23 protein-coding genes and 1 tRNA gene are annotated in these 22,193 nt (G+C 59.6%); 18 read left to right on the forward strand and 6 right to left on the reverse strand.

Going from position 1 to position 22,193, the window contains the following annotated elements; translation table 11 throughout:
• Positions 1–45: 45 nt before the first annotated feature.
• Together AB3X55_08305 and AB3X55_08310 are read right to left on the reverse strand one after the other, a co-directional pair.
• Entirely contained in the window at positions 46–453 is a 408-nt protein-coding gene (locus AB3X55_08305; protein MEX0503583.1) for a hypothetical protein, read from the reverse strand.
• A gap of 312 nt (positions 454–765) precedes the next feature.
• Complete coding sequence (locus AB3X55_08310; GenBank protein MEX0503584.1) at positions 766–972, reverse strand: cold-shock protein; 207 nt, start codon at positions 970–972, stop codon at positions 766–768.
• 215 nt (positions 973–1,187) lie between these two features.
• Here AB3X55_08310 and AB3X55_08315 point away from each other — a divergent pair, with 215 nt between their 5' ends.
• The 3 genes from AB3X55_08315 to AB3X55_08325 all read left to right on the forward strand — a co-directional run bounded on the left by AB3X55_08315 (position 1,188) and on the right by AB3X55_08325 (position 3,345).
• The gene (locus AB3X55_08315; protein MEX0503585.1) at positions 1,188–2,528 is read left to right on the forward strand and encodes an NAD(P)H-dependent oxidoreductase; all 1,341 of its coding nucleotides are present in this window, start codon (positions 1,188–1,190) and stop codon (positions 2,526–2,528) included.
• Positions 2,529–2,662: 134 nt separating this feature from the next.
• Positions 2,663–3,130, forward strand: a complete 468-nt coding sequence (locus tag AB3X55_08320) for a hypothetical protein (GenBank protein MEX0503586.1) — start codon at positions 2,663–2,665, stop codon at positions 3,128–3,130.
• On the forward strand, positions 3,130–3,345 hold the full coding sequence (locus tag AB3X55_08325; protein MEX0503587.1) for a hypothetical protein: 216 nt from the start codon (positions 3,130–3,132) through the stop codon (positions 3,343–3,345). The genes AB3X55_08320 and AB3X55_08325 overlap by 1 nt, the downstream gene beginning before the upstream one ends.
• A 64-nt stretch (positions 3,346–3,409) precedes the next feature.
• On the opposite strand, the gene AB3X55_08330 is transcribed toward AB3X55_08325, so the two are convergent.
• Both AB3X55_08330 and AB3X55_08335 read right to left on the reverse strand, forming a co-directional pair.
• The gene (locus tag AB3X55_08330; protein ID MEX0503588.1) at positions 3,410–4,717 is read right to left on the reverse strand and encodes an NAD(P)/FAD-dependent oxidoreductase; all 1,308 of its coding nucleotides are present in this window, start codon (positions 4,715–4,717) and stop codon (positions 3,410–3,412) included.
• 40 nt (positions 4,718–4,757) lie between these two features.
• A complete protein-coding gene (locus AB3X55_08335) occupies positions 4,758–7,163 on the reverse strand; it encodes an FAD-dependent oxidoreductase (GenBank protein ID MEX0503589.1) in 2,406 nt (801 codons plus the stop codon).
• 274 nt (positions 7,164–7,437) lie between these two features.
• Between AB3X55_08335 and AB3X55_08340 the strand changes: the two genes are divergently transcribed.
• The 5 genes from AB3X55_08340 (at position 7,438) to AB3X55_08360 (ending at position 11,194) form a co-directional block, all read left to right on the forward strand.
• Positions 7,438–8,049 carry a ribonuclease D gene (locus AB3X55_08340; protein ID MEX0503590.1) on the forward strand — a complete coding sequence of 204 codons (612 nt, stop codon included), beginning with the start codon at positions 7,438–7,440 and terminating at the stop codon, positions 8,047–8,049.
• 11 nt (positions 8,050–8,060) lie between these two features.
• A complete protein-coding gene (lptC, locus tag AB3X55_08345) occupies positions 8,061–8,753 on the forward strand; it encodes an LPS export ABC transporter periplasmic protein LptC (protein MEX0503591.1) in 693 nt (230 codons plus the stop codon).
• A 64-nt stretch (positions 8,754–8,817) separates the two neighbouring features.
• On the forward strand, positions 8,818–9,618 hold the full coding sequence (locus AB3X55_08350; GenBank protein MEX0503592.1) for an LptA/OstA family protein: 801 nt from the start codon (positions 8,818–8,820) through the stop codon (positions 9,616–9,618).
• Positions 9,619–9,755: 137 nt separating this feature from the next.
• Entirely contained in the window at positions 9,756–10,520 is a 765-nt protein-coding gene (gene lptB, locus AB3X55_08355; GenBank protein ID MEX0503593.1) for an LPS export ABC transporter ATP-binding protein, read from the forward strand.
• Positions 10,521–10,744: 224 nt separating this feature from the next.
• Positions 10,745–11,194 carry a PTS sugar transporter subunit IIA gene (locus AB3X55_08360; protein MEX0503594.1) on the forward strand — a complete coding sequence of 150 codons (450 nt, stop codon included), beginning with the start codon at positions 10,745–10,747 and terminating at the stop codon, positions 11,192–11,194.
• Positions 11,195–11,285: 91 nt separating this feature from the next.
• Here the strand turns inward: AB3X55_08360 and AB3X55_08365 are convergent.
• Positions 11,286–11,361, reverse strand: a tRNA-Ala gene (locus AB3X55_08365).
• A gap of 147 nt (positions 11,362–11,508) precedes the next feature.
• Entirely contained in the window at positions 11,509–11,901 is a 393-nt protein-coding gene (locus tag AB3X55_08370; GenBank protein MEX0503595.1) for a TIGR02300 family protein, read from the reverse strand.
• Positions 11,902–12,248: 347 nt separating this feature from the next.
• Between AB3X55_08370 and aroA the strand changes: the two genes are divergently transcribed.
• From aroA to AB3X55_08420, 10 genes are all read left to right on the forward strand, one after another.
• Entirely contained in the window at positions 12,249–13,604 is a 1,356-nt protein-coding gene (gene aroA, locus AB3X55_08375; GenBank protein ID MEX0503596.1) for a 3-phosphoshikimate 1-carboxyvinyltransferase, read from the forward strand.
• Positions 13,601–14,242: a (d)CMP kinase gene (gene cmk / locus AB3X55_08380; GenBank protein MEX0503597.1), complete on the forward strand. Its 642-nt coding sequence runs from the start codon at positions 13,601–13,603 to the stop codon at positions 14,240–14,242. Before aroA ends, cmk begins: the two co-directional genes overlap by 4 nt.
• 247 nt (positions 14,243–14,489) lie before the next feature.
• The gene (rpsA, locus tag AB3X55_08385) at positions 14,490–16,205 is read left to right on the forward strand and encodes a 30S ribosomal protein S1 (protein MEX0503598.1); all 1,716 of its coding nucleotides are present in this window, start codon (positions 14,490–14,492) and stop codon (positions 16,203–16,205) included.
• A gap of 210 nt (positions 16,206–16,415) precedes the next feature.
• Positions 16,416–16,694, forward strand: a complete 279-nt coding sequence (locus tag AB3X55_08390; protein MEX0503599.1) for an integration host factor subunit beta — start codon at positions 16,416–16,418, stop codon at positions 16,692–16,694.
• A gap of 12 nt (positions 16,695–16,706) precedes the next feature.
• A complete protein-coding gene (locus tag AB3X55_08395; GenBank protein MEX0503600.1) occupies positions 16,707–17,054 on the forward strand; it encodes a lipopolysaccharide assembly protein LapA domain-containing protein in 348 nt (115 codons plus the stop codon).
• On the forward strand, positions 17,051–17,731 hold the full coding sequence (locus AB3X55_08400; GenBank protein MEX0503601.1) for a phosphoribosylanthranilate isomerase: 681 nt from the start codon (positions 17,051–17,053) through the stop codon (positions 17,729–17,731). The genes AB3X55_08395 and AB3X55_08400 overlap by 4 nt, the downstream gene beginning before the upstream one ends.
• Positions 17,732–17,783: 52 nt before the next feature.
• On the forward strand, positions 17,784–19,007 hold the full coding sequence (gene trpB, locus AB3X55_08405) for a tryptophan synthase subunit beta (GenBank protein MEX0503602.1): 1,224 nt from the start codon (positions 17,784–17,786) through the stop codon (positions 19,005–19,007).
• Between the two features lie 56 nt (positions 19,008–19,063).
• Positions 19,064–19,897 carry a tryptophan synthase subunit alpha gene (gene trpA, locus AB3X55_08410; GenBank protein ID MEX0503603.1) on the forward strand — a complete coding sequence of 278 codons (834 nt, stop codon included), beginning with the start codon at positions 19,064–19,066 and terminating at the stop codon, positions 19,895–19,897.
• 78 nt (positions 19,898–19,975) lie between these two features.
• Complete coding sequence (gene accD, locus AB3X55_08415; GenBank protein ID MEX0503604.1) at positions 19,976–20,845, forward strand: acetyl-CoA carboxylase, carboxyltransferase subunit beta; 870 nt, start codon at positions 19,976–19,978, stop codon at positions 20,843–20,845.
• Positions 20,845–22,176, forward strand: coding sequence for a folylpolyglutamate synthase/dihydrofolate synthase family protein (locus AB3X55_08420; GenBank protein MEX0503605.1), 1,332 nt, complete (start codon positions 20,845–20,847; stop codon positions 22,174–22,176). Before accD ends, AB3X55_08420 begins: the two co-directional genes overlap by 1 nt.
• Positions 22,177–22,193 lie beyond the last annotated feature (17 nt).

Consider the following 22,193-nt stretch of genomic DNA (forward strand, 5'->3'; position numbering starts at 1 on the left):
CCAGCCGGTGATATCAGCCCGGAATCGGTCCGGAATCAGTCCAGCTCAACGGTTGGCCAGGATTTCATCAACGGTGCTGTCACAGATATATCGGACAGCTTCAACATGAACATAGCCGGATTTCTGCTCTATGAAGCCGAACAGCCTGCCATCGGGAAGCATCTCCCAGGTAATCTGTGACGCCAGCCAGTACCGCTGGCCACCATCGATCTCATATCCGGATTTCCTGCCGAATTTCAGCCTGCCACGCTCGATTGACCGGGCTGAGTCGTGATAAAAATAGATCGCCCTTGGAAACCAGGCGTCAAAGGCCTTCGGAGAAACAAAGCCAATATGCGAATGACTCTTTCGCTGGCATTCAATATCGCTGGCGGCGCGCGCCATCCGTATCTGGATCATGGTGGCAATGATCATGGCAAGGGCAATGGTCGCGATATGAAGTGGCTTTCCCATTCCGGGTCTCCTTATGGATTCATCCCTTGTGGATTCATCCAGACCTCCAATGATGTCGCACCACATATTCGGGAAGTCACCGCACAGCTATGACCGCCCTGAATTCCCCTTCTTCGCCACTCCCGCTGCCAGCACATCAAGCCTCACTGGTTCCGGACATTTTAACCCGGATTTACCAAATACATGGCATCAGTCCCGCACAGCTCACGCGGGCTGCCGGACGGATGCGGAATGTGGTGGGGATGTATGTAGGGGATAAAAAAAGCAGGGCTGCCGACCAATGGTCAGGCAACCCTGCGCATGCGTCAGACGCTATGCAAGCACCAGATTGGTTGCCGATGTCTTGCCGTTTTTGCCGGTCTCGAGTTCAAACGAGACCTTCTGACCTTCCTGAAGGTCGGACAGGCCAGCAGCCTGGACGGCTGTGATGTGAACAAAAACGTCCGAGGACTGGTCCTCTGTTTCGATGAAACCATAACCTTTGGTGGTATTAAACCACTTCACTGTCCCAACACTCATTATTTTCTCCTGTGAATTGGGATTTGGGTAAGCCATTCAATTCTAAGAAGAAAAGCGTGGAAACCGGTCTGCAACCGCGCAGACTAACCGGTGATTTATAACAAAATCATCCACATTCCAACAAAAAACGCTCCTGTCATCAGGAAATTGGGGCTTAACGGCACGCCGGCCTGCGCTAGACTTGCCGGCACGTCCCAGCCCGCAGGAGAGCCGAAATGTCACTTCATCAGAAACTTCTTCAGCTTCGGGATTCCGGAACGCCAATCCGCGTTGGTATGGTTGGGGCCGGCAAGTTCGGCAGCATGTTCCTGGCTCAGGCACGCAAGATTCCGGGCGTGCAGATTGTCGGCATCGCCGATCTGTCCATTACGCGGGCGCGATCAAACCTTGAATTCATCGGCTGGCCCGCCGACGCGCTGATGGCAGCATCCGCCGAGGACGCGGCAAGGACGGGTGGCATTTTCCTGACCGAGGATGCCGGATCGCTGGCCGCAAGCCCGTTCATCGATGTGATGGTGGAATCGACCGGCGACCCGATCGCGGCGGTGGACCATATCGTGAGCAGCTTTGATCATGGCAAGGATGTCGTGAATGTGACGGTGGAGGCGGATTCCTATTGCGGGGCCGGCCTTGCCAAACGGGCCCGTGACGCCGGCGTTCTGTATTCACTTGCCTATGGTGACCAGCCGGCCCTCGCGGCGGAGCTTGTCGACTGGGCGCGATGCTGTGGGTTTCATGTCATGGCGGCTGGTCGGGGTCACAAATGGCAACCGCATTACCGCCTGTCGACACCCGAAACCGTCTGGGACTATTGGGGACTGACCGCCGAACAGGCAGAACGCGGCCGTCTGAACCCGAAAATGTTCAACTCCTTCCTCGACGGCTCCAAACCGGCGATTGAATCTGCGGCCATTGCCAATGCCACCGGCCTGTCTGTTCCATCGGCCGGACTTGCCTTTCCCGCAGGCGATGTCCAGTCGATCCCCGATCTGATGCGCCCACGGACCGAGGGCGGCGCGCTGGAATCTGCCGGCATGGTCGAGGTGATTTCATCGCTTCGCGAGGATGGCAGCCATGTCGGCTATGACATCAGGCAGGGGATCTGGGTCTGTGTCGAGGCTGACACCGATTATATCAAGAACTGCTTTGAGGAATATGGTCTGGTGACCGACAGTTCGGGACGTTACAGCGCCATGTACAAGAGATTTCATCTGATCGGGCTTGAGCTTGGCATGTCGGTCGCGCATGTCGGGGCGCGGCGTGAGGCCACCGGCACACCAACGCATTTCATTGGCGATGTCTGCGCGGTGTCCAAGGGCCAGCTCCGGTCCGGCAGCGTGCTGGACGGTGAAGGCGGCGCAACCGTCTATGGCGGGCTTCGCCGGGCCCCGCAATCGACCGCCGGCCGTTTTCTGCCACTTGGCCTGTCGCATGGCGCGGTTCTGAAACGTGATATCGGCCTCGACGAGATCATCACCCTTGATGATGTCGATATCGACACGAACCGGCTTGCCTTCACGCTTCGTGCCGAGACAGAGGCCCTGCTGGACAGCTGATCGCCTTGCGGCAGGTTGGCGTTGTCGCGCAGATTGGCGTTGTCGCGCAGTTTGGCGTTGTCGCATTGAACATCACCCGTAAACAGCCTATGTGACGGGTCGGGGGAGCGTACTGGCCGGCAGGATGTGGCAGCATGGACAGCAACGCGACGGATCTCATCTTTGGACAGCGAGACGGGCTGGCCTCGGCCAAACTGCTTGTCCTGTTTGCCCTTCACGCGGCAAGCCTGACCTTGCTGTTTGCGATGGCGCACGGACAGCCCGGATCGACCCTTGCCAGGTTTTCCTTTATCTCCAGAGCATTCACCGTCCGTTTTGCGGTTGCCGCGGCGCTGGCAGCCCTGATCGCGGCCGGCAGCCTTGTCGCCGACAGGCAGGCCGGGATGACAACGGTTCTGTTTTTCAATGCCGGGGTTCTGGCGCTTTACGTGATCGAATATTCGATCCTTCTGTCACGCGGGTTCTTCAGACGTCTTCTTGGCGACGATCTGCAGGCGGAATTACGCCTGTTCATATGTTTTGTGGTGATGACGAATGCCGGCTATTTCACGCTGATGTTTCTGAAGGACATTCTGCTGAGTGACAGTCTGGGAGTGCGGTGATGAGTGAAGACAAAATGAATGCCTGTCAGGTTCTCTCGCAGAACGAACTGGTCAGCGACTTCCGAAAGGATTTCGTCTGCATGAACGACAATCTCCATGAAGGGTTGCAGGAGCATCCGCATGTGCTGATCCTCTATGTCGCAATGGTGATCTTTGTGATGGTGTTTCTGAAACTGGTCACCCGCCAGTCACCCCGACCCAAATCCGACAGCTGACAGCCGCCCCGCGGGGGCTGGCGGTATGCGGATCATACCGGCAGACCGAACAGGATGACCGGCCCTATCCCAGGACAGAAAAGCTGCTTTCGTTATTGATCTCGCGCTTGCGCGAATAGAAACCGACATTGATGTCCCGCCCGATATAGGGAAGCGTGAACTGAAGCGGCGCTTCATCATGATCGGCACCGCCCTCGCAATAATCGATCAGCGCCGCCATCATCTTGCCGGCGATTGGCGCATTCTTGTACTGGTTGCCGCTTGTTCCGCAGGCCATGTAATAGCCACCGAGCGATGTCTTGTCATAGATCGGGATCCAGTCGGTCGAGGCATCATAGAGATCGACAACACCGCGTGTCTGTGACGGGATGCCAAGGCTTGGAACCCGCTGACCATAGCGCATCACCTGATTGTTCCACTGGTCCGTGAATTCGCGTTCATAATCGACATCCGTCTCGGCCCACATATGCGGATCGCAGGCCGGATCCTCGCTGCCAATCAGGATGTTGTTGCCATGTTCGGGCCGGATATAGCAGGCAATATCGGAATCCGACACCACCATGCCGATATCGTCAAAATCACATCCATCGGGTGCCGGCACATGCGCCACCTCCTGGCGGAGCGGTCTTGTCTCGATGGTCATCTCGTCGAGAACACCTGCCAGACCATTGATATGGGCGGATGCCGGCCCGGCAACATTGACCACGACAGACGCATGAATGTCCTCGCCGGAGGCAAGGCGGACGCCCGTGACACGCCCCTGTGACTTCAGAATCTCCACCACCTCGGCGCCAAGACGGAATTCGGCCCCATGCAATCTGGCGGCATCTGCCAGATTCTGGCTGGACAGCGACGGGTCGGTGACATAGCCGCCATTCGGCCAGTAAAGCGCGCCGGCTATGGTATCGCCATTCGGCATGCCAAAGGTCGGATCGTCGATCCGGCGCGGCGGCGCGAAACTGTCCAGCGAATAGATGGGAAGCCGCTCGCGGATGGCCGCAGCATCCCATTCTTCGACCGGGATATCCAGATCCCGGCTGTTGGCAAGATGCTTGTCCAGATAGTCATTTGCCGCCGTGCGCATGACCATACAGCCGCATTCCTTGAATTTCGCCAGGTCGGATCCCGCCGGCAGACCAAGATAGCTCTGCCAGTCACGCCAGTAGTGATATCCCTCCCAGGCAAAGGCCGTGCCGTCGAATGTCGAGTAATGCATGCGGATGATGGCGCAGGACCCTGCCGTGGATCCATGCCCGATCCGGGTATTGCGATCCAGCGACAGCGTCTTCCATCCGGCCTTTGCCATTTCGAAAGCCACCGCGGTGCCGATCACACCGGTACCGATAATGATTGCGTCAAACTGTTGGCTCATCACACTCTCCTCACCCAAATATTTGTCACCAGCCAACAGGTCAGGCGCGCATCACCGCACCAGCCGGATCATAGGGCGATGGTGCGATGATCGAACAATCGCGCTTCACCCCGACGATATGGACGCCAAGCCTGGCACCAACCGAAGCCAGATCGCTGTCGACAAGCGCCATCGCCAGCGACTTTTCCACAATATGACCATAGCCGCCGGATGTCACGAAACCAACACGCTGATCGCCTGACCAGACAGGTTCGAACCCGCTGGCATCCGCATCATCGGCTGCCACCTCGATTGTGACCAGCCGTTGCGCCGGACCATTGCCGTCACGCTCGGCAATGGCGGCGTCACGACCGATGAAATCCGCCTTGTCCCAGTCAATCCACCTGTCCATGCCGGTCATCCCCGGCGTGTAGCCTTGCGTGAATTCGGCCGACCAGATTCCATAGCTCTTTTCAAGCCGCAGCGACAGCATGGCATTGAATCCATATTCGACCATCCCAAGATCGGCACCGGCGTCAACGAGCATCCGGCGCAGCGCGATGTGGTCTCCCATACGGCAGTTGATTTCGTAACCCGCCTCGCCGGTGACCGACAATCTGCCTACCCGGGCCCGAACCAGCCCGACATCAAAGCTGCCGCATCCCATGAAGGACAGCTCGTCAATCGGCCCGTCAGTCAGTTTTTCAAGCACCGCGCGCGAGCCCGGCCCGGACAGCGAGAACCCGGCCATTTCCTCGCCAAGGTCGCGTACCAGCACACCGTCATCCATGTGATCCTCGAACCAGCGCATATGCCAGCGCCGCAGATAGTAGGAGCCCATGATCCACCAGCTGCCGTCACCCCAGTTGAACAGGGTCAGATCGCCTTTCAGCCGTCCATCCGCGCCAAGCGCAACCGCAAGCCGTGCCCGGCCCGGCGTCGGCAGTTTCGTGGCAAACAGCCTGTTCAGCCATGCCTCGGCATGTGGTCCGCTGACCTCAAAGCGCGAAAATCCGGTAATGTCCAGAAGGCCGACATCGCGACGTACCGCGCGGCATTCTGCCCCGACAAGATCAAAGGCGTTGGATCGTTTCAGTGAAGGTGTCTCGGCAAATCCCTTCGGCGCGAAATACAACGGCACCTCGAGATCCCAGCTGTTGCCCCAGACCGCGCCTGCCGCATCCATCTCGGAATAGGCCGGCGCCATTTTCAGCGGCCGACCAGCGGGCAATTGTTGATTTGGATAGGTCATCACGAAGCGGCGCGAATAGAACTGGCCGGTCGTCTGTTTGATATATTCCCTGTTTTCCGCAAAGGGGCCGTAGCGCGCCACATCCATTCCATAGACATCGGCTTCCGGCTCGCCATGAATCATCCATTCGGCAAGCGACTTGCCAACCCCGCCACCCTGCAGGAACCCGGCCATGACGGCGCAGGCCGACCAGTATCCGCGCTTGCCGGGCACCGGACCCACCAGCGGGTTGCCATCGGGTGAAAAGGTGAAGGCGCCATTGACCCAGTTCCGCACACCGGCTGTCTGCAGCACCGGATAGCGCTCAAAACCCATGGTCAATTCATGCTCGATCCGGTCGATATCTTCCTGCAGAAGCTCGATCCCGTAATCCCACGGCGCACCATCCATCATCCAGTGCTGATGGTTGGTTTCGTAAATGCCAAGCAGCATGCCGTGCTGGTCCTGGCGCATATAGGTAAAGCCCTCGAGGTCGACGACAAACGGCAATTCACCGTCCAGCGCGGCAATCTCGGGGATCGCTTCGGTCAGCAGATAATGGTGTGACAGCGGCGACACCGGCAATTCGATGCCGGCCATGCGGCCAACCTGCTTGGCCCACAATCCGGCGGCATTCACCACATGTTCGCAGGAAATCGTGCCCTTTTCGGTGACCACATTCCAGCCATCCGCCGTCTGGTTGAGTTCGAGAACCCGGTTATGCTCGATTACCGTGGCACCATTCTTTTTCGCCGCGCCGGCATAGGCCAGCACCGTTCCCGTGGTGTCGACATAGCCTTCGCGGTCGGCCCACAATCCGCCAAGAATGCCGTCGGTCGACAGGACCGGGCATAACGCGCCGGCTTCGTCCGGGCTGACAAGCCGCACATCCTCGATGCCGATGCTCTGATAGACCCTGTAGGCGGATTGCAGCCATTCCCAGCGGTCAGGGGTGCCGGCCAGGGTCAGTCCACCGGTCAGATGCATGCCGATCGACTGTCCGCTCTCTTCCTCGATCTTGCCAAGAAGATCGATCGTGTAGGCCTGAAGGGCGGAAATGTTGGGATCGGCATTCAGCGCATGCACACCGCCGGCGGCATGCCAGCTGGACCCGGCTGTCAGCACCGACCGTTCAAGCAGACAGATGTCCGACCATCCCATCTTTGCCAGATGATAGATAATCGACGCACCAACGACCCCGCCGCCGACAACAACCACGCGATAGTGTGATTTCATGACTGCATCCCCAGCTTCAAAGCCATCTCACCGTTCAATCTGCACCAACCTGTTGTCCACCCATTTTTGTGCCAGCGACGGCAACTGCGCCATTTCCGCCGACCGGCAACAGCGCCCCGCGATATTGGTTGCAGGGCAGGTTTAGCTGGCATTTCATCATGCTGATCCTGTAATGTGGGTCGGCGATCCGGGTTCCGGTTCACGCATCATGTACATATACCCGATCGCGGTGGCGCACCCGGCCGGATGCCAGACTTTGAGGACAATCACCAGGATGGCCATACATCTTCACCATGATGACCTGCCGGACGGCATCGACCTAGGCACCGAGATTGCCATCGACACCGAAACGATGGGGCTGAACCCGCACCGGGACAGGCTGTGCCTTGTTCAACTGTCGGCAGGTGACGGTGACGCGCATCTGGTGAAGATGGCGCATCCGCTTGCGCCCGCACCGCATCTGGCGGGCATTCTGGCCGATCCGGCTGTCACCAAGCTGTTTCACTTCGCAAGGTTCGATCTTGCCGCGCTGGCACAGTCCATCGGTGCCATCAATGGTCCCATCTACTGTACCAAGATCGCCTCGAAGCTGTGCCGCACCTATACCGACAGGCATGGTCTGAAGGATCTGTGCGCCGAACTCATCGGCGTCGAGATTTCCAAGCAACAGCAATCCTCGGACTGGGGTGCCGAAACGCTGAGCGAGGCGCAGCAGACATACGCGGCAAGCGATGTTCTGTATCTGCACCGTCTTCGTGCCGTGCTGGACGAGATGCTGGCACGCGAGGGCCGCACCGATATCGCGCGGGCCTGCTTTGAATTCCTGCCGGTTCGTGCCGGCATGGATCTGGGCGGCTTCGCCGATCTCGATATCTTTCACCATTAGGGTCAGCATCAATGGCAGACGAACAGGACACCGCCCAGTCAGCGCCGAAATTCGCACCGCGCGCCAGACAGGCAGATCCCGAACGACGCGGCATCCGGACCAGCCTGCTGTTCATCGGGCTTGGTGTCGCAATGTCATTCGGCACCGTCCTGTGGCTTGGCCTGTTCAATCAGCAGGATGAAATCCGGCTGCGGGTCAGCGATATCAAGATAGAGGAAACAGGCGATGTCGAATTGACTGGCGCTGTATATCGCGGCCAGACGACACGCGGCGAGCCGTTCGAGATCACCGCCGAAGTGGCGCGCGAACGCGAGAATGGTGTCGTCGATCTGTCATCGCCCACCGCCGAACTGCTGCGCGCCAGTGGTGATGTGATGAATGTCACATCGGCAACAGGGGTCTATTTTCCAGAGATGACGGAACTGGACCTGATCGGAGATGTGCGGATCACCAGCCGTGATGACAGCCTTGTGATGACGGCCGAAGTGATCCACGCCAATCTTGAAGATGGTCATATGAATACCGACAGGCCGGTACAGGTGAACAGTGACAGCGGCGTGATCCTTGCCGGCGGCATGCAGGTGATCGACCGGGGAAGCACCATCATCTTTACCAACAAGCCGCGCCTGACACTTCATAACGGTACGACCCAAAACGGTTCGGCCCATAAAAAGGCGCCACTCAACAAGGCAACGGGGTCCTGATCCATAGCCAGCCAGACATGTCTCGTCATAACCGTGCCCATAGCGCAACTTTCAAGGGGAAACCATGTTTCATAAATCGCCCATAACACCGTCGGAGATTCGGTCGGGTTTTCTCGGCCTGTTTGTTGCCGCGCTCGTGATGCTGCCTATCGGCGCTTCAGCGCAGGACAACGCGCCCCTGACCATTGAGGCGGATGACATACTGGAATGGAACCAGACCGATGGCATCTATACCGCAAAGGGCAATGCTGTCGCCATTCAGGGCACCACGGAAATCCGCGGCAATGTGCTGGTCGCCACCTATGACCCTGACAGTGAAGAACGCGATATCGAAACCGTGACGGCGGAAGGCCGGGTCACCTATCAGGACGACACATCGCGCGCCAGAGGCAGCAAGCTGGTCTACAAGATCGCGACGCGGAATTACCGTGTCGAAGGACCGGACGCAGCCGTGTCGGGAACCCGCGGAACCATCACGGCCAGCAGATCCATCGATCTGGAAACCAACACGGATGACACCCAGAAGATGACGGCCATCGGCAACGCCATCTATACCGACTCCGCCGGCCGGGTCTTTGCCGGCAATCTGGTACATGCCTATTTCGCAGCCGATGGCAGCCTGACCTCGATTGATGCAGAAGGCGATGTGAGGGTGGTTTCAACCGCCGACCGCGAAGCCACCGGCGATGCCGCAACCTATGACGCCGGCACCGAACTGGCCACGGTAACCGGCAATGTCAAAATCATCGATGGTGGCAGCCAGATGCTTGGCGGCCGGGCCGAAGTTGACCTGAAAACAGGCAACAGCCGGATGTTATCGGCCGGGTCGGGCGGCCGGGTCAGCGGTGTCCTTCAGGCAAACTGACAGGAATTCTGACCATGCCGACAATTGACCGTTGAGATTAAAGGAAAATGCCGTTAGGTTAACCGCCTGTAATCAGACGAGATATCATGGTCACTTCCGACATCAACATGCAATCGGCGGACGTGCAATCGGCGGACATGCAGCCGGTGGATCCGAACCGACCGCGCCTGATCTCGCGCCAGGAAGGTCTGGTGGCAAGCGGCATCGGCAAAAGCTTCAGCGGCAAGCGGGTTGTCCGCAACGTGTCGATGCAGCTCAAGCGTGGTGAAGCTGTTGGATTGCTTGGGCCCAACGGGGCCGGCAAGACGACAACATTCCATATCCTTGTTGGACTGCTTCCCGCGGACGAGGGCAATGTACAGTTCGATGGAACGGAAATCACCGACCTGCCCGTGTTCCAGCGGGCGCGTCTGGGACTTGGCTATCTGCCCCAGGAATCCAGCATTTTCCGCGGTCTGACCGTTGAGCAGAACATCCGCGCCGTGCTGGAGACGACCGAAGGCTCGAAAAGTGACCACGACGCCATTCTCGACGATCTGATGGCCGAATTCTCGATCGCCCATCTGCGCAACACAGCCTCGGTCAATCTGTCCGGTGGTGAGCGCCGGCGGCTGGAAATTGCGCGGGCGCTGGCAATGCGACCGACATTCCTGTTGCTTGACGAACCGCTGGCCGGAATCGACCCGATCGCCCTGACCGACATCCGGAATCTGATCGCCCAGCTGAAAATGCACGGGCTCGGTGTTCTCATCACCGATCACAATGTTCGCGAGACACTGGACATCGTCGACCGGGCCTACATCATTCACGACGGCACGGTGTTGATGGAAGGCACCCCTGACGAGGTGATTGGCCACCAGGGCGTTCGCAAGGTGTATCTTGGCGATCAATTCTCGATCTGAAGAATCGATTCTCAATCTGAAATTGTCCCACCGACGAAACCATGCCCGGTCGGCTGGCGGCCCGGATGCCCGGAACGCCGCGATGACCGGGGATCTGCGCGACCTCGCGATGCGTGCTTGACAGGCATCCATCTTGCTTCTAGGTTCCCGCCACCTTGCCAAGGGCAGCGGCATCACAGCCTGCTTCACCCAACGCACCCCGACGATATTTTGAGTGCCATTTCATGATTCGAACGGACCTGATGCCGGGCATCTTCTTGTGCCGGCATGCGGTAACGAGCAAGAAGCAGCTCCTTGAAAGCCTGTGTTGCCGTGTGGCGCGCCATGCCGATCTGTGCGAACGGCTAATCCTTGATTCGGTGATCGAGCGCGAAAAGCTGGGCAGCACCGCGATCGGTCACGGCATCGCGCTGCCGCACGCAACCATCACCGGCGCGACAGAGACATATTCGCTGCTGGCGACCCTTGAAAAGCCGGTCGATTTCGACAGTCCCGACGGCAAGCCGGTTGACATTGTCATGCTTGTTCTTGGCAGTGACCAGGACAATGGCGGCCATCTGGCCACGCTTGGCCTTGCATCGCGCCAGCTTCGGGCCTCGATTGACATCCTGCGGGCGGCGGACAGCGAAGCGGCATTGCGCGAGGCGGTGACCGGCCAGCTTGCGGCCGCCTGACCCCACCCCGCACAGAATATCAAAGCCGAATATCAAAGCCGAATATCCGAAAAGCAAAAACCCGCCTCACGGCGGGTTTTTTTGAAGCGGTTGGTGGAGCTAAGCGGGATCGAACCGCTGACCTCTACAATGCCATTGTAGCGCTCTCCCAGCTGAGCTATAGCCCCGTCACATGTGATCTCGCGATCTCGCGATCTCGCAATCAATGGTCAGGTGATCCAACCGGTCGTGCCGCGGGCCAGGCCCGGACGCCCCACTGTCTATCCCACCCTGCACCGGGCGGGCAAGAAAAAAATGGTGGCTGAACGGGGTGCCTATTCGTCGTCCTTGGGAATGCCGGTGATGATCCCGTCCTCTTCATCAAGATCATCGTCAATCAGCCCGGCATCGTCATCATCGCTGACATCGATATCATCATCATCGAAGCCGACATCATCATCCGACTTGTCATCTACAGATGTATCGTCGTCGGTCTGCGTTTCATCTTCGTCGTTTGCCGTAATATCATCCGCCAGGTCTGCGGCAGCGGCCTTGCCGGCCTTGCTGTCACTTTTCAGCGCGGCACGGCCACGGCGGCTGCGGACCACGAGTTCGGGGTCGAATTCAGTCTGACACCCGGGGCAGATGATGGGTGTCCGGTTAAAATCATAATAGCGCATGCCGCATGAAAGGCAGCTACGCTTCAGGCCAAGTTCAGCTTTCGCCATGATATAAACCTATTCAAGCCGCGCCCACCGCCACCGGCAGCAGGCTGGGTGACACACAAACAGGGTGTCCAGCACGGACGCCATAGTGCGATTTGATACAAATTGGCATCGCTGTCAAAAACAAATTTCGCACCTGTGACAATAAATCGGCTGTCGGCGCGGTGATATCGGCACACGGCGCGCCTGTTCGCCGCATCATTGCCTACCGGCGGACCCTATCATTGCCTACCGGCGGACCGTATCATTGCCTACCGGCGGACAAGGATGTTATCACTGCGCGCAACAAATTCCCGAAAGCGCCGGGACCATTCAGGGTCGCGGTGCCAAGACAGAAAGTGCCCGTAAAGATGTCAGGCGACAAATCGCTCACCACCCAGGATACCCTCGAGTCAGGACGCCATGCCGGTCTGTCGGGGCGCTTTGATGTTCCGGGGGATAAATCGATCTCCCATCGCTCGCTGATCCTTGGTGGTCTGGCTATCGGAACCACAAAGGTTGATGGCCTGCTCGAGGGCGACGACGTCATGGCAACAGGCCGTGCCATGCAGGCGCTTGGGGCCACCATCACCCGCGATGACGCCGGCAGCTGGCATGTCACCGGGGTTGGAACATCGGGCCTTGTCTCGCCAACCAGCCCGCTCGACCTCGGCAATAGCGGCACCGGTGTACGATTGTTGATGGGGGTTGTTGCCGGCCAGCCGCTGACAGCGACCTTCTGCGGTGATGAATCGCTCAGCCGTCGTCCGATGGCGCGTGTCACAGACCCGCTTGCCGCGATGGGCGCCAGCATTACCGCGCGTGACGGTGACAGGCTGCCGGTGACGATCACCGGTGCCGACACGCCGCTGGCAGCAGACCACACCAGCAAGGTTGCCTCGGCGCAGATCAAATCGGCTGTTCTGCTGGCGGCCCTGAATGCGCGCGGCACCAGCATCGTGCGCGAACCGACCGCATCGCGCGATCACACCGAAGCCATGCTGCGGCATTTCGGGGCGACAGTTCGCTCGCATACCGATGCTGACGGCACACATGTTGTTGAGCTGGAGGGCGAGGCAACCCTGAAATCAAGGGATATCATGGTGCCGCGAGACCCCTCGTCCGCCGCCTTTCCGATGGTGGCAGCCCTGATAACCGAGGGAAGCCACCTGACGATTCCGTCTGTTGGCATGAACCCGCTGCGCACAGGCCTGATCCAGACCCTGATCGATATGGGCGGGGATATCACGATCACCAACCGGCGAACGGAAGGCGGCGAGGATGTCGCCGATCTGGAAGTGCGCCACAGCCAGCTTCACGGCATTGACGTGCCCCCGATGCGGGCTGCTTCGATGATTGATGAATATCCAATCCTTGCCATTGCCGCCACCCAGGCCACGGGCGTCACCCGCATGCTTGGCGTCGAAGAACTGCGGGTCAAGGAAACCGACCGCATCGCCGTCGTTGCCGACGGCATTGCCGCCGCAGGCGGATCCGTCACCTATGACGAGGACAGCATGACCGTGACGGGAAGCACCATCGCTGGTGGTATCAGCATCGATTCGCAGCATGATCACCGGATCGCGATGTCATTTCTGACACTCGGCATGGTTTCGCAGGCACCAATCACGGTCACCGGTTGCGGCACCATCAACACCAGCTTTCCGGGTTTTGCCGACAGCATGAACCGTTGCGGCGCGGCGCTGCGTGCCGGCGCCACAGCATGATCATCGCCGTCGACGGATCGGCTGCCAGCGGCAAGGGCACGCTTGCCAAACGGCTGGCGGCGCATTTCAATCTGGCGCATCTTGATACGGGATCGCTCTATCGCTGTTTGGCGCTCCATCTTCTCGAAAATGGTCAAACTCCTGAAAAAATTCAGGAAAATCTGGCCGCTTCCGCGATAGACACGCTTGATCTGGCAATGGCAGGCACGCCGGCAATCCGCACTGACAATGTTGCCGGCATGGCATCGGTCATTGCCGCCATGCCAGCAGTCAGGCAGAATTTTCTGGCCTTCCAGCGCCGCTTTGCCAGTGATACGCCTGCGCATGACGGTGCCATTCTGGATGGTCGTGATATCGGCAGCGTGATCCTGCCGGACGCCGATTTCAAATTCTTTATCGATGCCGATCTGGAAGAACGTGCAAGACGACGCAGCCAGGAGTTGCAAGACGCCGGGCAATCCGTTATGTTCCGCGACGTTCTCGAGGATATGCGGGATCGGGACCGGCGCGACCGGGAGCGGAATACGGCGCCTTTGAAGGCGGCAGACGACGCGATGATCATCGACACGACAAGGCTCGACGCGGACGGCGTGTTCGCCGCAGCGGTAAGCCATATCGAAAATCAGCGGGAACGATAGACCGGAGGGCCGGCAGACTGAACGGCCGACCCTTCTTGTGTGAAACAGACAACGCTGGCGGCAAACCAACCATTCGCCACCAAAAACCCGGCCTGGGTTTCCTTGATCCGCAGCATGCGGACCGTGACGGCAGATCGTTGCGGGGAAATCTTGTTCAGCTTGACCGGCCCTCATCGCCAGCTGAGGAACAACAGGCCATCCACCGGCATGATGCCGGGCAGGGCCGCAGGCGAAAACGGAGATTTTTTTGACATCCCAGAACACGTCCGCAGCTGACGCTGCAACAGAGAATTTTGCCGATCTTCTTGCTGAGAGCTTTGGCGAAAACACCAACATCGAGGGCAGTGTCGTTCGCGGCTTTGTCGTCGGCGTCGAGGGTGAAGCCGTCATCATCGATGTGGGCCTGAAATCGGAGGGCCGCGTTCCGCTGAAGGAACTGACAACCCCCGGCCAGGCACCGAACATCAATGTCGGCGACGAGATCGAGGTCTATGTCGAGCGCATGGAGGACAAGAATGGTCAGGCCATGCTGTCGCGCGACAAGGCACGTCGCGAAGAGGCATGGGGCCTTCTTGAGGCATCCTTTGAAAAGCAGGAACGCGTTACCGGCGTCATTTTCGGCAAGGTCAAGGGTGGCTTCACCGTTGATCTGTCGGGTGCCACAGCCTTCCTTCCCGGCAGCCAGGTCGACATCCGGCCGGTCCGCGACCTCGGACCGCTGATGGGAACCCCGCAGCCCTTCCAGATTCTGAAGATCGACCGTCGTCGCGGCAACATTGTCGTGTCCAGGCGGGCCGTTCTGGAAGAATCCCGGGCCGAAGCCCGTTCGGAGCTTGTCTCCAACCTTCAGGAAGGTCAGGTCCTTCAGGGCGTGGTCAAGAACATCACCGATTACGGCGCGTTCGTCGATCTTGGTGGTGTCGACGGCCTGCTGCACGTGACCGACATTGCATGGCAGCGTATCAGCCATCCGTCGGAAGCCCTGCAGATTGGCGAAACCGTCGAGGTTCAGGTCATCCGCTTCAACCCGGAAACACAGCGTATTTCGCTTGGCATGAAGCAGCTTCAGTCCGACCCGTGGGAAAGTGTCGAAGGCAAGTTCCCGATCGGCATGAAGCTGGAAGGCCGCGTGACCAACATCACCGACTATGGCGCGTTTGTTGAACTCGAAGCCGGCGTTGAAGGTCTTGTCCATGTGTCAGAAATGAGCTGGACCAAGAAAAACGTCCATCCTGGCAAGATCGTCTCGACCAGCCAGCAGGTGGAAGTGATGGTTCTCGACGTCGATCTCTCGAAGCGTCGTATTTCGCTTGGCCTGAAACAGTGCAGCGGCAATCCGTGGGAAGAGTACAGCACGGCGAATCCAGCTGGTACCGAGATCGAGGGTGAAATTCGCAACATCACCGAATTCGGCCTGTTTGTCGGCCTGACCGAGGAGATCGATGGTCTTGTCCACCTGTCCGACATCAGCTGGGATGTGACCGGTGAAGCCGCGCTTGAAGGCTTTTCCAAGGGTGACATGGTGAAAGCCAAGATCCTGGATGTCGATATCGACAAGGAGCGTATCTCGCTTGGCATCAAGCAGCTGACAGACGATCCGTTTGCCGGCCAGATGGACAACCATCGCAAGGGCGAGGCTGTGACCTGTACGGTTACCGCGCTGACCGACAATGGTATCGAAGTCAGTGTCGGCGAATCGCTGACCGGCTTTATCCGCCGTGCCGATCTCAGCCGTGACCGTGCCGAGCAGCGCTCCGACCGTTTTGCCGTTGGCGAGAAGGTCGATGCCGTGATCACCAACATCGACAAGAAGAGCCGCAAGCTCACCCTGTCGATCAAGGCACGCGAAACAGCCGAGGAAAAGCAGGCTGTCGAGGAGTATGGCTCTTCCGACAGCGGGGCCAGCCTTGGTGACATTCTCGGCGCTGCCCTCGCGAAGCGCGAATCAGGCGACGACGAGTAAGCCTGACACAACATTCCGGGACGAATCGGCGCTGATGGCATCGATTCGTCCCCTTTTTTTATGCCCTGACGCCCGCCGTTCCGGGAATTTTCACCCCGGAAACACCTCAAAAGCCGAAAACCAGCGGCATCAACCGGCAAGATTGTTGACCTGCCAGACCCCAAAGGGCATGCTGAACCAAATTTCCCTTTGATTACAGTAGGTGTGGCCGTGACACGTTCGGAACTAATCGCCAGGCTGGCGGCGAAGAACCCTGCTTTGTATCACCGTGACATTGAAAGGCTGGTGGGAACCATCCTTGACGAGATCGGTGGTGCGCTGGAACGCGGCGATCGTGTTGAGCTGCGTGGCTTCGGGGCTTTTTCTGTCCGTCACCGCAAGGCGCGTACCGGCAGGAACCCGCGAACCGGGGCCAGCGTCGAAGTTGCCGAGAAGAAAGTACCTTTCTTCAAGATGGGCAAGGGTATGCGTGAGCGGTTGAACCGCTGATTGATCACGGCCATGCGTTTCATAGGCCGTTTTTTCTGGGTGATCATCTCGCTTGGCACGATTGTGTTGGCGATGGTCTTTGCCGCCTCCAACAATCACATGGTCATTGTGAAGCTGTGGCCGCTGGCCGGCCAGCTTGAGCTGGCCATATGGATGCTGACACTCGGTGCGATCTGTGCCGGCGCGGTCATTGGTGGCGGTCTTGTCTGGCTTTCACTTGTCGCGGCGCGGTCACGCAACTGGCGGCTGAAGCGCCAGCTCGGCAAGGCCGAGCAACGCGCCAACACCGCCGAAACAAGACTGGCGGAGATGGAACAGGGCAAGACCACGACACCACCCGTCCTTGGAGGCCATTCATGACGCCGCAACAGGCGCTGGATACATCCATCGCGGTAAAGGTGTGCGGCATCGGCACGACCGGAGACTATGATGTCTGCCGGGATGCCGGCGCCGCCTTTGTGGGGATGGTGTTCTATCCACGTTCACCACGGCACCTTGACCTTGCAACAGCGCGGACGCTGGCCGACCATGCCGACCGGACCGCGCCGCATGCCGCGGCCCCCGCCCGTGTTGCCCTGACCGTCGACATGGAGGATGACGGCCTTGCCGCCGTGATTGAGGCCGCGCGTCCGGACTATCTGCAGCTTCACGGCGATGAAACACCCGAACGCGCCAGCCGGATCCGTGATCGATTCGACCTGCCGCTGATCCGCGCCATCCGGGTGGCGGGATCTGCCGACCTTGAGATCTGCGGTTCCTGGGACGGGATTGCCGAGTGGCTGCTTTTCGACGCCAAGGGGGATCCCAGCGGTCTGCCGGGCGGCACCGGCCATGTGTTCGACTGGACGCTGCTTGCCAACCATGCCGGGCAGACAAGATGGATGCTTGCCGGCGGCCTGTCCCAGCAGAATGTCGCACGGGCCATTGCGGTCACCGGGGCCAGCGCCGTTGATGTCTCCAGCGGCGTTGAATCGGCACCCGGAAAAAAAGACGCAGACCGCATTCGCAACTTTGTCTTGGCGGCCCAGCTGGGGTAGATTTCCGCTTTCACACCAACACGCGGCGACCAGCGCCTCGACCGGATGGACCATGACCGATATCAACATGAATTCCCTGCGCAACCAGCCCGACGAGCGAGGCCGCTTTGGCATGCATGGCGGGCGCTTTGTCGCTGAAACATTGATGCCTCTGATCCTGCAGGTGGAAAGCGCCTACAAGGCGGCCCAGAGCGATAAAGAATTCGCCGACGAGCTTGCCTATTACCAGACGCATTATGTGGGACGGCCAAGCCCGCTATATTTCGCCGAGCGACTGACGGCGCATTATGGCGGTGCCAAGCTGTATCTGAAGCGCGACGAGCTGAACCATACCGGCGCGCACAAGATCAACAACGTTCTCGGACAGGCGCTGCTTGCCAAGCGGATGGGCAAGACAAGGATCATCGCCGAGACAGGTGCCGGCCAGCACGGTGTCGCCACCGCCACGGCATGCGCCCTGTTCGACATGGAATGCGAAGTCTTCATGGGTGAAGAGGATGTGCGTCGGCAAAAGCCGAATGTCGACCGGATGCGGCTTCTGGGTGCCAAGGTTCATCCGGTGACATCGGGAACCGGCACGCTGAAGGACGCCATGAACGAGGCGCTGCGCTACTGGGTGGCGAATGCCGAGACGCATTTCTACATCATCGGCACTGTTGCCGGACCACATCCCTATCCACAGATGGTGCGTGATTTCCAGTCGGTGATTGGCCGTGAGGCCCGCCAGCAGATTATGGATGCCGAGGGACGCCTGCCCGACACCATCGTTGCCTGTATCGGCGGCGGGTCGAACGCGATGGGGCTGTTCCATCCCTTCCTTGACGATGATTCGGTGCGGATCTTCGGTGTCGAGGCGGCCGGCAAGGGTATCCCGTCCGGACTCCACGCAGCCTCGCTGACAGGTGGCACGCCGGGCGTTCTGCATGGCAACCGGACCTATCTGCTGCAGAATGAAGATGGCCAGATCATTGACGCACATTCCATTTCAGCGGGTCTGGACTATCCGGGGATCGGCCCGGAACATTCATGGCTCCATGATATGAAACGGGTCGAATATGTCAGCGCCACGGACGAAGAGGCGCTTGATGCGTTCCAACTGTGTTCACGCCTGGAAGGCATCATCCCGGCGCTTGAGCCATCGCACGCCCTGTCTTTTGTCGGCACGATCATCGGCGACATGGACAAGGACGAGATCGTGATCCTCAACATGTGTGGACGCGGCGACAAGGACCTTGGTGCGGTGCTGCCGATGCTCGAGGAACGCGGCAAGCTTTGAGCCATCAGACGCGGCCAGCCGAACGGGCCGCCATTCAAGACGGAAAGACCCTGAAAATGACTTCACGAATCGAAGCTGCCTTTGCCAATGCCCACGCCGAAAACCGCGGCGTTCTCGGTGTGTTTGTGTCGGCCGGCGATCCCGACGCCGAAACATCCGGTGCCATTCTCGACGCGCTGGTCGCGGCCAAGGCAGACATCATCGAGGTTGGCATGCCCTTTTCCGACCCGATGGCAGATGGACCGGCCATTCAGGCCGCCTCGCTGCGGGCGCTGTCGGCTGGAATGACGCTTGCCGGAACGCTGGAGATGGCGCGCGGGTTCCGGGCCCGACATCCCGATACGCCGCTGGTTCTGATGGGCTATTACAACCCGATCTACATCTATGGTGTCGATGCCTTCCTTGCCGATGCTGTCGCGGCCGGGGTTGACGGGCTGATTGTCGTCGACCTGCCGCCGGAAGAGGATGACGAGCTGTGTCTGCCAGCGCGCGAGGCGGGGCTGGATTTCATCCGCCTTGTCACCCCGACAAGCGATGCCGCGCGCCTGCCTGTCGTTCTCGGCACCGCCAGCGGCTTTGTCTATTATGTTGCCATTACCGGCATTACCGGCACGCAAAGCGCTGCTGCGGACAGTATCTCAGCTGCCTATAGCCGGATTTCGGCCGCAACCGACCTGCCGATTGTCACCGGTTTTGGGATCCGGACACCGGACCAGGCCGGCGAGGCTGCCAGCCTGTCTGACGGCGCCATTGTCGGATCTGCCGTTGTCGACATCATCGCGGACAATCTTGACAAGGATGGCCGGGGAACGCCGGAAATCGTGTCCAAAATTGCCGCATTTGTTGGCGATCTTGCACAAGGCGTGGCGGCTGCCGGCCGCCGGAGATGAAACATCGGCATGAGGGTCGGAGATGATCGTCATCTGCCATATCTGCGCGGACCATACCCGGGAAAGGGAGCCTGTTAGATGAACTGGATCACCAACGCGGTGCTGCCGAAGATCAAGGCGCTTGTCACCTCCAATGACGTTCCTGACAATCTGTGGGTCAAATGCAAGGCCTGTGGCCAGATGATCTTTCACCGCGAATTCGAACAGGCAAACAATTGCTGTTCGACCTGCGGCCATCACGCGCCATTGCCACCCGAAGCACGCTTCGCGATGATTTTTGATGATGCAGGTTTTGAAAAGGTCGAACTGGCGGCGATTGCCGACGACCCGCTGAAATTCCGCGACTCGCGCCGCTATGCGGACCGGCTGAAGGACACCCGCGCCAAGACCGGGGTCAAGGACGCGATCGCTGTCGCGCATGGCCGCATTGGGGGTCGCAAGGCCGTCATCGCCGCCTTCGATTTCCGTTTCATGGGCGGATCGATGGGACGCATGGTCGGCAATGGCATCATCGCCGCCGCCGAAACCGCGGTGGCGCAGGATGCCGCGCTGATCACGGTGCCGTCGACCGGCGGCGCGCGCATGCAGGAAGGTGTGCTGTCACTGATGCAGCTGCCACGCACGATCCTGGCCGTGGAGAAGGTTCGTGCAGCGGGTCTGCCGCATATTGTGTTGCTGGCCCACCCGACAACCGGCGGTGTCACCGCGTCCTTTGCCATGCTTGGCGACCTGCAGATCGCCGAACCCGGTGCCATTATCGGATTTGCCGGCCGGCGGGTGATCGAGGAAACCGTCCGAGAAAAGCTCCCCGAGAATTTCCAGACCGCCGAATATCTTCAGGATCACGGAATGGTCGACGCGGTGATTCCGCGCGCCGAGCAGCCATCCTATATCGGTCGCATTCTCGGCTTCCTGATGGATCAGCGCGAGGCCACAAGGGCCGCCTGATGCCGTCATCTCCATCTCCGGACGATACACAGCGCGCCAGTGATGCGCTGACCAGGTTGACGTCACTTCATCCAAAGCTGATTGATCTGGGACTGGACCGCACCTTTGACCTTCTTGCCAGGCTCGGCAACCCACATCACCGTCTGCCACCGGTCATCCATGTTGCCGGTACCAACGGCAAGGGATCCGTCATCGCGCTGATGCGGGCCATGGCCGAAGCCGGCGGTTTGCGGGTTCATTGCTATGTATCGCCGCATCTGTGCCGCTTCAACGAGCGGATCCGGCTGGCAGGCAATCTGATTGGTGATGGCGAGCTTGCCAGCCTTCTCGAAGAGGTCGAGGCCGCCAATGGCGACATGCCGGTCACATTCTTCGAGGTGACGACTGCCGCCGCCTTTCTGGCGTTTTCGCGCGTCGAGGCTGATCTTCTGCTTCTCGAAACCGGCCTTGGCGGCATGCTGGATTCGACAAATGTGCTGTCAACGCCAGCGGCCACGATCATCACACCGGTGGCGCGCGATCATGAACATTTCCTTGGCAGCGATCTGGCCGGTATTGCCAGCCAGAAAGCCGGCATCATGCGCGGGTCCGTTCCCTGTTTCAGCGCCGCCCAGCAGCCGCAGGTGATGGCGGCCCTTGATACATACGCCTCCCACCTCGGCACCGAAGTGACGGCGCTTGGACGCGACATCGGCTGGACGCCGAACCGGGATGGCGGCATTGATATCGATATGCACAGCGCCGCGGGCACACGGCGCATCCGGCTTCCGGCCCCGTCGCTTCACGGTCCCCACCAGCAGGCAAATATGGCGCTTGCCGTTGCGGCACTTGTTTGTGTCCTGCCGGACCTTGCCGATGACGATCTTGCCGCCGGTGTCCAGAGCGCCATCTGGCCGGGACGGCTGCAGAGGCTTTCCAGCGGACCCTTGAGCCGGCTTGTCGAGCGCCCGGTCTGGATCGATGGCGCACACAACGCGCATGGGGCGGACGCGCTGGCCGCCGCGCTGCCGGGAATCGATGCGCGAAAATGGCATTTCATCTGCGGCGCTCTCGACACCCGGCCAGCCGATGAATTCCTGCACCGCATCGCGCCTCTTGCGGCATCGCTTCAGTGCGTTGCGATTCCGGATCAGCCCGCCAGCCTGTCCGCCGCTGATCTGGCGCGGGCCGCACAACACAGCTTTCCAGCAGCACAGAGTGCCAGGTCGGTTGCCGACGCACTGAAACAGCTGGCAGACGGCCCCGCGGATTCAGGGCTGCCTGTCATGATCTGTGGGTCGTTATATCTGGCAGGTCATGTGCTGGCGCAGAATGCCAGCCTTCCCGACTGACATCGGGCCATGCGGAT

Source organism: Alphaproteobacteria bacterium LSUCC0719 (assembly GCA_040839025.1).
Lineage (GTDB): Bacteria > Pseudomonadota > Alphaproteobacteria > Puniceispirillales > Puniceispirillaceae > UBA8309.

What these genes read in the sequence shown, in the direction of transcription:
- lptB (MEX0503593.1), top strand. Translation starts at nt 9,756, where the DNA reads ATGCAGCCGGTGGATCCGAACCGACCGCGCCTGATCTCGCGCCAGGAA.
- AB3X55_08395 (MEX0503600.1), top strand. Translation starts at nt 16,707, where the DNA reads ATGCGTTTCATAGGCCGTTTTTTCTGGGTGATCATCTCGCTTGGCACG.
- AB3X55_08325 (MEX0503587.1), top strand. Translation starts at nt 3,130, where the DNA reads ATGAGTGAAGACAAAATGAATGCCTGTCAGGTTCTCTCGCAGAACGAA.
- AB3X55_08320 (MEX0503586.1), top strand. Translation starts at nt 2,663, where the DNA reads ATGGACAGCAACGCGACGGATCTCATCTTTGGACAGCGAGACGGGCTG.
- trpB (MEX0503602.1), top strand. Translation starts at nt 17,784, where the DNA reads ATGACCGATATCAACATGAATTCCCTGCGCAACCAGCCCGACGAGCGA.
- AB3X55_08370 (MEX0503595.1), bottom strand. Translation starts at nt 11,901, where the DNA reads ATGGCGAAAGCTGAACTTGGCCTGAAGCGTAGCTGCCTTTCATGCGGC.
- AB3X55_08400 (MEX0503601.1), top strand. Translation starts at nt 17,051, where the DNA reads ATGACGCCGCAACAGGCGCTGGATACATCCATCGCGGTAAAGGTGTGC.
- AB3X55_08360 (MEX0503594.1), top strand. Translation starts at nt 10,745, where the DNA reads ATGATTCGAACGGACCTGATGCCGGGCATCTTCTTGTGCCGGCATGCG.
- AB3X55_08335 (MEX0503589.1), bottom strand. Translation starts at nt 7,163, where the DNA reads ATGAAATCACACTATCGCGTGGTTGTTGTCGGCGGCGGGGTCGTTGGT.
- AB3X55_08315 (MEX0503585.1), top strand. Translation starts at nt 1,188, where the DNA reads ATGTCACTTCATCAGAAACTTCTTCAGCTTCGGGATTCCGGAACGCCA.
- aroA (MEX0503596.1), top strand. Translation starts at nt 12,249, where the DNA reads ATGTCAGGCGACAAATCGCTCACCACCCAGGATACCCTCGAGTCAGGA.
- cmk (MEX0503597.1), top strand. Translation starts at nt 13,601, where the DNA reads ATGATCATCGCCGTCGACGGATCGGCTGCCAGCGGCAAGGGCACGCTT.
- AB3X55_08305 (MEX0503583.1), bottom strand. Translation starts at nt 453, where the DNA reads ATGGGAAAGCCACTTCATATCGCGACCATTGCCCTTGCCATGATCATT.
- lptC (MEX0503591.1), top strand. Translation starts at nt 8,061, where the DNA reads ATGGCAGACGAACAGGACACCGCCCAGTCAGCGCCGAAATTCGCACCG.
- AB3X55_08330 (MEX0503588.1), bottom strand. Translation starts at nt 4,717, where the DNA reads ATGAGCCAACAGTTTGACGCAATCATTATCGGTACCGGTGTGATCGGC.
- AB3X55_08340 (MEX0503590.1), top strand. Translation starts at nt 7,438, where the DNA reads ATGGCCATACATCTTCACCATGATGACCTGCCGGACGGCATCGACCTA.
- AB3X55_08350 (MEX0503592.1), top strand. Translation starts at nt 8,818, where the DNA reads ATGTTTCATAAATCGCCCATAACACCGTCGGAGATTCGGTCGGGTTTT.
- trpA (MEX0503603.1), top strand. Translation starts at nt 19,064, where the DNA reads ATGACTTCACGAATCGAAGCTGCCTTTGCCAATGCCCACGCCGAAAAC.
- accD (MEX0503604.1), top strand. Translation starts at nt 19,976, where the DNA reads ATGAACTGGATCACCAACGCGGTGCTGCCGAAGATCAAGGCGCTTGTC.
- AB3X55_08420 (MEX0503605.1), top strand. Translation starts at nt 20,845, where the DNA reads ATGCCGTCATCTCCATCTCCGGACGATACACAGCGCGCCAGTGATGCG.
- AB3X55_08310 (MEX0503584.1), bottom strand. Translation starts at nt 972, where the DNA reads ATGAGTGTTGGGACAGTGAAGTGGTTTAATACCACCAAAGGTTATGGT.